Consider the following 10,943-nt stretch of genomic DNA (forward strand, 5'->3'; position numbering starts at 1 on the left):
TAAACCACTCACGCCATCCATGGAGATAAAGAAAATGTCTTCAACGCCTCTGGCCTTGATTTCATCGAAGATCTGCATCCACTTATGCTTGCTTTCCGTTTCATTGAGCCATAGCCCCAGTATTTCTTTCTTCCCCTCCATTGTGTATCCCAAAATGGTATAAACAGCGTATTTCTTAGTCTCATAATCATTGCGGATGGTTGTATACATACAGTCTACAAATACAAATGCATAACAGCTGCTTAACGGACGAGTTTGCCATTCATCGAGTTCAGGAAGCACTTGATCCGTGATATCGGAAACCATTTCATGTGATACAGAAAAGCCATAAATGTCTTCAATCGTCGAAGAGATATCTCTTTGAGACATCCCGCGGGCATACATAGAAATGACCTTACCTTCAATCGCAGAAACATCTCTCTGGCGTTTAGGGATTAGCTGCGGTTCAAAAGAACCATCGCGGTCACGCGGCACTTGGATATCTACTTCCCCTGTGCTTGTTTTAACGGTCTTTTGTCCGTAACCATTCCTTCTGTTTCCAGTTGTTTTTTCTTTTTTATCGTTGGACTGATAGCCCAAATGCGTATTCATTTCACCCTTGAGCATGGATTCAAACATCGGTCCAAATATCTCTTTCAGTGCATTTTGCATATCTTCAACTGATTCTGGCTGATACGCTTCAATAATCTTTTTGGCTTTACCACGAAAATCACTCCTTTAATCTATTATTTATATTCTACCAAATAAAAAACTGTGTGAGTAAGAACCGTACGCATTCTTACTTACACAGTTAATATTACACTCCCTAAAGCAGCGACATTAGTTCGCTGCTTTCTTATTCGAAAATATAATTTAGTACATCGAGTGCTTGGTCTATGTTTTCAACTGTCACATTAGCTTTGTTAGACAGCTCCTTTAACGGATGTATCAATGACTCTGGACGTATGAGAATGGTTGGCTTATTCATTGTAATAGCTGCACTTGCATCCATAGCTGTGTTCCATTGCTTATATTTTTCGCCAAATAATGCAATCACGATATCTGATTTTTGCATTAAAACTTGAGTTCGTAAATTATTAATACTAGAAGCAGCATCATCTCTATACATTTTACCAGGCTGTTCCCCTAAAATATTGTCTCCTATATCATCTGATAAATCATGATTTGTCTGAGGTGCTACAAAATTGAGCGGGAGTTTCTTTTTTCTTGCCTTCTCCTCAAATTCATTACGCCAATCATCATGAATTTGTCCCGCCAAATAAACGGTTAATTCCATAAAGGTCCCTCCACTATAAAAGTTGTTTAGCAACATTTTATCATGTTGCCAAATATTCTGCCTATTTAAACATATAATAGATTCTATTTTATGTAAAGAGCACCGTATTAATATCTATAGAGGGAGTGTCAGCCTAAAAAATTATGTTCAAAAATAATCTGGATAATTGCAACACAACGTAATCATAGATATGATATTAAGAGAAATGGAGGTTACGTATTTGAAAACGTTGAAAACAAGTGAAGAATTTACTGATTTAATAAATAGTGACAATATCATCGCTCTATTTACCGCAGATTGGTGCCCGGACTGTCGAGTGATTGAGCCGATTTTGCCAGAGATAGAGGAAGCATTTTCTGATTATCATTTTGTTATGATTGATAGGGATTCATTTATAGATCTATGCCAGCAATATGATGTGTTTGGAATACCGAGTTTTATTGCTTTTCGTAAAGGAAGAGAAATAGGTCGTTTTGTGAGTAAAGAACGAAAAAGTAAAGAAGAAATTGTTGAATTTATAGAAACATTACCTGTATAGAAATCAGCCTCAGCTAGGAGGGTATAAAATGAAAATGACCAGTATAAAAATGAAGAAAATACTAGAGAACAGGCTTTCAAGCCCAGATTATCGAATGTCTTACAATCGCGATAAAGATACTTTTCGCATAGAGTGGAAAGAGTCCAAAAAGGGTATTAAAATTAAGTTACCCAATATTATTGCAAAGTACAATGAACGGGGAGAAGAGGCGATCGATGAACTGGAGGATCATATAATTGAAGCACTTAGAATTATGAATGAAGAGCATCATTTATCAGGGATGGAAAAACAAATTTTTCCTGTTATTCGAGCGACTTCATTCGCCTCTGAAACAAAAAGTGGGATAAAACTTGTCACGAACGACCACACTGCGGAAACACGTATCTATTATGCGCTTGATCTTGGGAAATCATATCGTTTAATTGACGAAAATATGCTTAAAAACGAGCAATGGACGAAAGAGCGTATTGATGAAATTGCAACTTTTAACTTACGGTCCTTAGCTAATGATTATAAAACAGATCGTGTAGCAAATAACGACTTTCATTTCATAGCAACACAGGATGGCTATGATGCCAGTCGGATATTAAATGAGGCATTTCTAGAAGAAATGAAGGCAAATAGTAAAGGTGAACTTGCTGTCGCTGTACCTCATCAAGATGTACTGATTGTAGCTGACATTATGAATAAAACTGGGTATGATATATTAGCACAAATGACTATGAAATTTTTTGCAGAAGGACGTATTCCAATTACATCACTTCCTTTCATTTATGAGGATAAGGCACTTGAGCCAATCTTTATCCTTGCGAAAAACCGACCAAAAAAGAATTAGAATAGGATGATTGTTTATGGATGTATTTTATAATTCTAAGGGTATAGGGGATGTTCTAATCATTCCAATACGAAAAGTCGATCGATATAATATAAAGCATGCAAATTATGGAGATATTACTAAAATCTTGGGTGGAAATGGGGAAATAGCAGGTTACAATATTTTTCATGCTTCAAAATATTTTGATCTCAACGGTGAAGGCAGGCTGGAAATGACCGAGGGCATGTTAGAACAACTACAAACATTATTTGATCAAAATCATTTAAACGATTCACTTGACTTTGATTTGACACCAAAATTTGTTGTTGGTTATGTAATAAGTAAAACCAAGCACGAAAATGCGGATAAGCTAAGTGTTTGCCAAGTAGACGTTGGCAATGAAAAATTACAGATTGTATGCGGTGCCCCAAATATTGATCAAGATCAAAAAGTTGTTGTTGCAAAAGTAGGAGCAACGTTGCCTAGTGGATTAAAGATTAAACCGACAGAATTAAGAGGGGTATCTTCGAATGGTATGATATGCTCACAAAAAGAATTAGATTTACCAAATGCCCCTTCGGAAAAAGGTATTTATATACTTGACGATATGTATGAAATCGGGGAACGATTTGAATTCTAATTTATGAGCAACCTGAGTCTGGCTAGACAAGGGTTGCTTTTTGATTGTCAGACAATTTTACTCTGTCATGTTCTGATTAATTTAATCTACAAATACGAAGTAAAACTGGTAAAATATATCATAGATCAATTTTTATAGAAATGAGTGAACGATATGTGGGAACAATGGAAGGAAAAAATTAAAAACTTGTTTCTAACTGAAGTAGAAGAAGAGGGAAAAGTAGTAGAAGAAATAGAGGGGAATAAAAAGAGTCAATCTTACAACAAAAGGAACGAACACACGATTCATCCTCATATTCAACCAAAAGTAATGTATCAATATCCAAATAAAAAACCGTTTCGTTTTCCAGTTATTCCCGATGACTCTGAAAAAGAAATGGAAAAACCAGCATATAAACGACGAGAAAGCAAAAGTACGGAACAAAATTACAAAGTGAATCGGTTATCAAACAAGCAAACATACCAACAGCAAAAACCGAGACAGAAAAAGGTAGAAAAAGAAAATAAAACACCATTTACACCGAGCCAAGTACCATCACCAATATATGGCTATCAAAAACGAGACTCAAAAGATGTTAATACAACTCCGCCATTTATTAGAAATAAAAACGAAAATGCTGATCATTTTAAAAGTCAACCAACATACCAGCAAACAGATCGAATTCGTAATAATCCTCGCTCAAAGCCTGATGAAGGGCATGAAACACAGCACTTTGAACCTGAACATACACATGCAGAGCCAATAGAAAAGAGTACAGATGAGAAAAAATACGTAAATGAAAGAATAAATCAAGAACCAGAAAGAGAGCAAGATACGCCTATTCGTTATAATAAAAAGGAAAAGCCAGTTGAAAGTAAACATCCATATCCCTCATTCAAAAACAAAAAAGAGAGGGAGAAGAAGGAATCTAATCAAATACCGTTTAATGTCATTATGACTCCGTTAGATAAGAAAAAACTAATGGATAAAAATCGTCAAACACAATCTGTAAAAAAGAAAGAAAATGTCATATCCAAAAAGAAGAACAACCCTTTTCCCAATCACTTACTAAATGATCCAGAGCAAAAGAGCAATAGTGACCGTGCGTGGGTAAGTCATCAACAGGAATTACTTGAAGAAACGTTAAAACATTTTAATGTACGTGCAAAAGTAGTTAATGCAACGCAAGGACCGTCAGTTACTAGATTTGAAGTACAGCCCGAATTAGGTGTGAAAGTAAGTAAAGTAAAGAATTTAAGCGATGATTTAAAATTGAATATGGCCGCGAAAGATATTAGGATAGAGGCACCTATTCCTGGTAAAAATACAATAGGAATTGAAATACCGAATCCAAAACCACAGTTAGTGGGACTGCAGGAAATTTTTGATACAGATTCTTTTAAACAGAGCGAATCCCCTTTAACCGTTGCATTGGGGTTGAGTATTGAAGGCCAGCCAAAGATCACTAATATTTCTAAGATGCCTCATGGGCTTATAGCTGGAGCAACGGGATCGGGCAAAAGTGTGTGTATTAATACAATACTAATAAGTCTTTTATATAAAGCGAATTATCAAGATGTTAAGTTTTTATTAATCGATCCGAAAATGGTTGAGCTTGCCCCATATAATGGTATACCACATTTAGTATCTCCTGTTGTTACGGATGTGAAAGCGGCAACTGCTGCTTTAAAATGGGCAGTAAGTGAAATGGAAGAAAGATATGAAAAATTCGTTCATGAAGGGGTACGGGATATTACGCGATTTAATCAAACAATGGAGCAGCAGAAACGTTCTTCCGAGAAAATGCCGTTTATTGTTATTGTAATTGATGAATTAGCTGATTTGATGATGGTTTCCCCACAAGATGTTGAAGATGCTATATGCCGTATTTCACAAAAAGCCCGTGCTTGCGGTATACATCTACTAGTGGCAACGCAAAGACCGTCTGTAGATGTTATTACTGGTCTAATTAAAGCCAATATACCAACAAGAATTGCTTTTAGTGTATCCTCTCAAGTAGATTCTAGAACAATTATTGATAATGCTGGAGCAGAAAAATTATTAGGGAAAGGTGATATGTTATTCATTGAAAACGGAGCTGGGAAAAGCATACGATTGCAAGGCGCATTTGTCTCCGATGAGGAAATAGAAAGAGTAACAAATCATGCCCGATCAATTGCAGAGCCGAATTATTTATTTGAACAAGATCAATTATTAGAGAAAATGACCATTGACGAAGAAGAGGATGAATTACTGCAAGACGTGATTGAGTTTGTTCTAGATCAAGGCAGTGCAAGTACTTCAATGTTACAAAGGCGTTTTAAAATAGGCTATAATCGTGCAGCACGCTTAATTGACACATTAGAAAATAGAGGTATCATTTCTCAGCAAAATGGCAGTAAACCAAGAGATATTTTAGTATCAAGAGCACAATTAGATCAGCAGCATCAGTGATATTAACGACAAGAGGTCTTTTTTAAGCTTGTGCGGTTCTAACTATTTATATAAGATAAGAGATAAATGAAATTAGTTTAAGGAGAAAATCTTATGAAAGAGATCGAAAAAAAATTAGAGGGGAAAATAAAGCGTCTAACCAATAAAACATTCAAATTTGATAAACGAATTAAAGAAGGGTGGTTTTCTGCTGTTTACTTTTTAAAAACAAAGGAAATAGCAGAAAAGAAACTTCCTAAAAATCACGTTACCATGCAATTTTTTCAAAAAGGAAATGCTGTTTTATGTGGAACAGATGAGGCTATTGCCCTAATACATACATTTGCAGAAGATCCCGAGAAACTAGAAATTCATTCATTGAAAGACGGCGACAAAATCGGTCCGTATGAATCTGTACTGACGATATCCGGCGCATATCAGCAATTTGGTTTTTTGGAAGGAATAATAGACGGGATATTGGCAAGAAGAACATCTGTAGCTACAAATGTATATAATGTGGTAAAAGCGGCTAGATCTTCCGGGAAACAAAAACCTGTTATTTTTATGGGGGATCGTGATGATCACTTCACTCAACAAGCTGGTGATGGATATGCTGCTTTTATTGGTGGTTCCACAGCCCAAGCAACACACGCAATGAATGAATGGTGGGGTAAAAAAGGAATGGGAACGATGCCACATGCCATGATTCAAATGTTTCGCGGTGATGTTGTTGCAGCTTCTAAAGCTTATTATGAAATGTATCCAGAAGATGAACTTGTATCTCTTGTAGATTATAATAATGACGTGATTACAGATTCACTAAGAGTAGCTCGTGCTTTTGGGAATGATTTAAATGCAGTACGCATTGACACATCAAGAACACTGGTTGATAAATATTTTCTTAGAAATCACCACTTAATGGGGACGTTTGATCCAAGAGGTGTGAATCCGGAGCTTGTTTTTGCGCTTCGAAAAGCTTTAGATGAAGAAGGGTTTACGCATGTTCAAATCATGGTTAGCGGTGGATTTACAGAAGATCGCATTAACCGTTTTGAAAAGTTAGGTGTACCAGTAGATATGTACGGGGTAGGTGGCAGCTTATTAAAAATAAATATTGGCTTTACTGGGGACAATGTATTGTTAAATGGGACTCCTGCTGCTAAAGAAGGACGAAGATATCGGCCCAACCCAAGGCTTGAGAAAGTTGCGTATACGAAGCAGGATAAATAAAATAATGAAAAAAGAATTTTCTATTTTACTCCTTACAATGGTTTGCTATAATTACTAGATAGTTGTAAAATTATTAATTGGATATTAGTGAGATTTTTCACACATACACTTGGAGGTTCTTTTTATGACAACTTACCATTTTATTGGTATAAAGGGGACTGGAATGAGTGCACTTGCACATATTCTTCATGATTCCGGAGAAACAGTACAAGGATCTGATGTAGAAAAGCGTTTTTTTACTCAAGAAGCATTAGAACAAAAAGACATTCCTATACTACCTTTTTCAAAAAAAAATATTAAACAAAATGACATCGTTATAGCTGGTAATGCTTTTTCAGAAGATCACATTGAAATTATGGAAGCGAAGAGACTAGGTGTTACCTTTTATAAATACCACGAATTTTTAGGAGAATGGTTGAAACAATATATTAGTATTGCTGTTACAGGGGCTCATGGAAAAACATCTACAACGGGGCTATTGGCACATGTGCTAAATGAAACATTGCCAATTTCCTATTTAATTGGTGATGGTACAGGGAAGGGACATGTAGATAGCAAATATTTTGTTTTTGAAGCCTGTGAATACAGACGACATTTCTTACAATATGAACCAGATTATGCAATTATGACAAATATTGATTTTGACCATCCAGATTATTTTACAAGTATTGATGATGTGTTTGATGCTTTCCAATCGATGGCTGATCGAGTCAAAAAGGGGATTATTGCTTGCGGGGACGATGAACAGCTCCAACAAATACAAGCAAAAGTTCCGGTTGTTTATTATGGCTTTTCCTCAACAAACGATTTTCAAGCTCAAAATGTAACGGAAACCGAAGATGGAACAACGTTTGATGTTTTTGTCCGCAATACGTATTACGAAACATTTACAATTCCTATGCATGGGAATCATAACATTTTAAACGCCCTTTCTGTTATTGCGATTTGTCAATACGAAGGTATTGAAGCGAAAAATATAAAAGCATTAAGCACATTCCAAGGGGTGAAACGTCGTTTTACGGAGAAAAAAGTAGGGAATCAGATTTTGATTGATGATTATGCACATCATCCAAAAGAAATTACTGCAACAATTGAATCAGCAAGAAAAAAATATACAGACAAAAATATTGTAGCTATTTTTCAACCACATACATTTACGAGAACAAAAACATTCTTACAAGAGTTTGCCGATAGTTTAAGCCTAGCAGACGCCGTCTATTTATGTGATATTTTTGGATCGGCCAGGGAAGATAATGGAACACTTACGATTAACGACTTACAAAAGTTGCTTCCAAATAGTACTGTTTTACAGCTCTCACAAATTGATATATTGCAAACTTATGAGGATAGTGTATTGATATTTATGGGAGCCGGAGATATACAAAAGTTTCAACAAACGTATGAGGGAAAATTAGTAAATAAAACGATTAATCAAATAAAAAATACTTAATTCAAAGGAGTCTGTATAAATAAGAACATGAAATGCTTTTAAAAGTTTACAGTTCATATGGTATGATACAGATTCTTTTTTGCTTCCTCAAAAAGTTTCCTCGTATTATTTAAAATAAAAAAGGTTTTTTTACATATTTGTAGAAAATAGAAGATTAGAAGAATAACTAGATTTGTTTGGTAGCATCAGTTGTTTGAAATCTTACGGTTTGTATATAAAGTGATATGTAAGAAATGTTTATCCAATGCCTTTTAGGGTAATTATGATTAAAACGACGCAATACTGAACGTGTACTATCAAATAACACAGTCTCACTATCAACATTACTATAGGATCGAAGGAGTGGATCATACGATGATAATTATGTTATACATTGCTGCATTAATTTTTGCCGTTGCTTTTGCTGTACTGGTAGTATACTTAGTAAAGACACTTAAAGCATCGCAACGTACGATGAATAATGTTACTGGTACCTTAGAAGGTATTGAGAAGCAGATGGAAGGTATAACTGCGGAAACAACGAATTTATTAAATAAAACAAACAAATTAGCGGATGACATCAATTATAAATCATCTAAATTAGATGGAGTTTTTGATGGCGCGAAAGATCTTGGACAAACTGTTAAAGATTTTAACGAATCTTTAAGTCAGATATCTGACAATATAACGAAGGCAGCTTCCAAAAATCAAGACAAAGCTACACAGGCAGTAAAATGGGGAACGGCAGTACTGAATTTGTGGAAAAAGAAGTAAAAAAACTTAAAAATAAGACTGGGAGGGATAATATGGAGGATAATATTAATAGTAAAGACTTTATTATTGGAACTTTAATAGGTGGGATCATAGGTGCTAGTGTTGCACTCGCATTTGCACCAAAATCAGGAAAAGAATTAAGAGAAAATCTTAATCAAGGCGCAATGCAAGCGAAAGACCGCGCAAACAACTGGAAGACAATTGTACAGGAAAAGGGAAGCGGCTTTAAAGGTAAGGCGTTGGAAAAAGGATCAGATTTAAGAAGAAAAGCTGTAGATCAAACAGCTCAGCTAACTAAAACTGTTACGAATAAGACAAAAGATCTTGCAAGGTCAACACAAAACAAATTGGACGAAAAGAAAAAACAAGCAGAGGAATCGATTGAAAAGGTAGAAACCGCTGCGGAGAAACTTGAAAATACAGCTGAAAGTGTAAAACAGTAGTTTCCTCTATAAAACTGGGCTAGAAAACTTTAGCCTGGTTTTTTTAATTTCATTTTTCCAGATGCTTACATTAAATTAGCTATTAAAATAATCGGAAGTGAAAGAATATTAATTTATTTTGAAATTTTGGATGACAAAATGAATTCTTTGAGCTATAATGGTTCCTAAATTATTAAAAATGTGTGCTGGGGGGCATCTATAATGACAAACAATGAAATGGAAATTTTAAGAAATCAAATGGATGATTTAAACTTACAAATCCTTGATTTAATTAATGAACGAGCAAAAGTAGTTCAGCAAATAGGTGAAGTAAAAGAAAAGCAAAGTATGAAGCGATTTGATCCTGTTCGTGAGCGGGATATGCTTAATCAAATTACAACACATAATGATGGCCCTTTTGAAAACTCTACAATTGAACACATTTTTAAAGAAATTTTCAAGGCAAGTTTAGAGCTTCAAGAGGACGACCATCGAAAAGCATTGCTTGTATCGCGTAAGAAGAAATCCGAAGATACTATTATTAATGTAAAAGGCGAACAAATCGGTGATGGTAATCCACATTATGTGATGGGGCCATGTGCAGTTGAAAGTTATGAACAGGTAGCTCAAGTAGCTGCAGCTGTAAAAAATAAAGGTATTAAACTTCTGCGGGGTGGAGCTTTTAAACCACGCACTTCTCCATACGATTTCCAGGGGCTTGGTGAAGAAGGACTGCAAATTTTAAAACAGGTTGCAGACGAGTATGACTTAGCTGTAATAAGTGAAATTGTGAATCCGGCAGATATAGAAAAAGCAGTTGATTATCTGGATATTATTCAAATTGGTGCAAGAAACATGCAGAATTTTGAATTATTAAAAGCAGCTGGAGATGTTAATAAACCAGTATTGCTTAAACGCGGAATGTCAGCCACAATATCAGAGTTTACTAATGCGGCAGAATATATTATTTCTCGTGGAAACAGTAATATTATCTTATGTGAACGAGGAATTAGAACCTATGAAAAAGCAACAAGAAATACACTAGATATTTCAGCAGTACCGATTTTAAAGCAAGAAACGCATTTGCCAGTTATGGTTGATGTTACACATTCCACAGGTCGAAGAGATTTGCTTTTACCAACAGCTAAAGCTGCACTTGCAATTGGGGCTGATGGAGTTATGGCAGAAGTTCATCCAGACCCAGCCGTAGCTCTTTCTGACTCTGCACAACAAATGGATTTAGGCATGTTTGATAATTTTATGAATGAATTAGAAAAACATCTGACAGTTCATTCTTAAGAATATGAAATAAGGAGGCTGGGACATAACTAGCCCCAAATAAACAAAATCGGTTGTGTTTATCAATAAATGATAAACGCAACCGTTTTTTCTTTTGTTTTTATGTGAA

General features: G+C 35.3%; 11 protein-coding genes. 9 read left to right on the forward strand and 2 right to left on the reverse strand.

Translation table 11 applies throughout. The annotated features are described in order from the left end of the window. A partial coding sequence (locus J2Z81_RS15145) for an IS256 family transposase (protein WP_226371711.1) occupies positions 1-687 on the reverse strand: 687 nt, incomplete at its 3' end. A 148-nt stretch (positions 688-835) separates the two neighbouring features. Beyond that, positions 836-1,276: a YtoQ family protein gene (locus tag J2Z81_RS15150; RefSeq protein ID WP_029270828.1), complete on the reverse strand. Its 441-nt coding sequence runs from the start codon at positions 1,274-1,276 to the stop codon at positions 836-838. A 220-nt stretch (positions 1,277-1,496) separates the two neighbouring features. Between J2Z81_RS15150 and J2Z81_RS15155 the strand changes: the two genes are divergently transcribed. The 9 genes from J2Z81_RS15155 to J2Z81_RS15195 all read left to right on the forward strand — a co-directional run bounded on the left by J2Z81_RS15155 (position 1,497) and on the right by J2Z81_RS15195 (position 10,834). After that, positions 1,497-1,814 (forward strand): thioredoxin family protein, encoded by a 318-nt coding sequence (locus J2Z81_RS15155; protein ID WP_029270830.1) that lies wholly within the window; start codon positions 1,497-1,499, stop codon positions 1,812-1,814. 28 nt (positions 1,815-1,842) lie between these two features. Beyond that, complete coding sequence (locus tag J2Z81_RS15160) at positions 1,843-2,649, forward strand: DUF1444 domain-containing protein (RefSeq protein ID WP_226371709.1); 807 nt, start codon at positions 1,843-1,845, stop codon at positions 2,647-2,649. A 16-nt stretch (positions 2,650-2,665) separates the two neighbouring features. Beyond that, entirely contained in the window at positions 2,666-3,268 is a 603-nt protein-coding gene (gene ytpR, locus J2Z81_RS15165; RefSeq protein WP_029270832.1) for a YtpR family tRNA-binding protein, read from the forward strand. A gap of 153 nt (positions 3,269-3,421) precedes the next feature. Continuing rightward, positions 3,422-5,701, forward strand: a complete 2,280-nt coding sequence (locus J2Z81_RS15170) for a DNA translocase FtsK (RefSeq protein ID WP_226371710.1) — start codon at positions 3,422-3,424, stop codon at positions 5,699-5,701. Between the two features lie 93 nt (positions 5,702-5,794). After that, complete coding sequence (locus J2Z81_RS15175) at positions 5,795-6,910, forward strand: nicotinate phosphoribosyltransferase (protein WP_029270836.1); 1,116 nt, start codon at positions 5,795-5,797, stop codon at positions 6,908-6,910. A gap of 124 nt (positions 6,911-7,034) precedes the next feature. Continuing rightward, a complete protein-coding gene (gene murC / locus J2Z81_RS15180; protein ID WP_029270838.1) occupies positions 7,035-8,360 on the forward strand; it encodes a UDP-N-acetylmuramate--L-alanine ligase in 1,326 nt (441 codons plus the stop codon). A 354-nt stretch (positions 8,361-8,714) separates the two neighbouring features. Then, positions 8,715-9,113, forward strand: a complete 399-nt coding sequence (locus J2Z81_RS15185) for a DUF948 domain-containing protein (RefSeq protein ID WP_029270840.1) — start codon at positions 8,715-8,717, stop codon at positions 9,111-9,113. A 32-nt stretch (positions 9,114-9,145) separates the two neighbouring features. Then, positions 9,146-9,556: a YtxH domain-containing protein gene (locus J2Z81_RS15190; RefSeq protein WP_029270842.1), complete on the forward strand. Its 411-nt coding sequence runs from the start codon at positions 9,146-9,148 to the stop codon at positions 9,554-9,556. A 201-nt stretch (positions 9,557-9,757) separates the two neighbouring features. Then, a complete protein-coding gene (locus J2Z81_RS15195) occupies positions 9,758-10,834 on the forward strand; it encodes a bifunctional 3-deoxy-7-phosphoheptulonate synthase/chorismate mutase (RefSeq protein WP_029270844.1) in 1,077 nt (358 codons plus the stop codon). The last annotated feature ends 109 nt before the right edge of the window (positions 10,835-10,943 follow it).

Source organism: Virgibacillus alimentarius (assembly GCF_017874635.1).
Taxonomy (GTDB): domain Bacteria; phylum Bacillota; class Bacilli; order Bacillales; family Amphibacillaceae; genus Virgibacillus_B; species Virgibacillus_B alimentarius.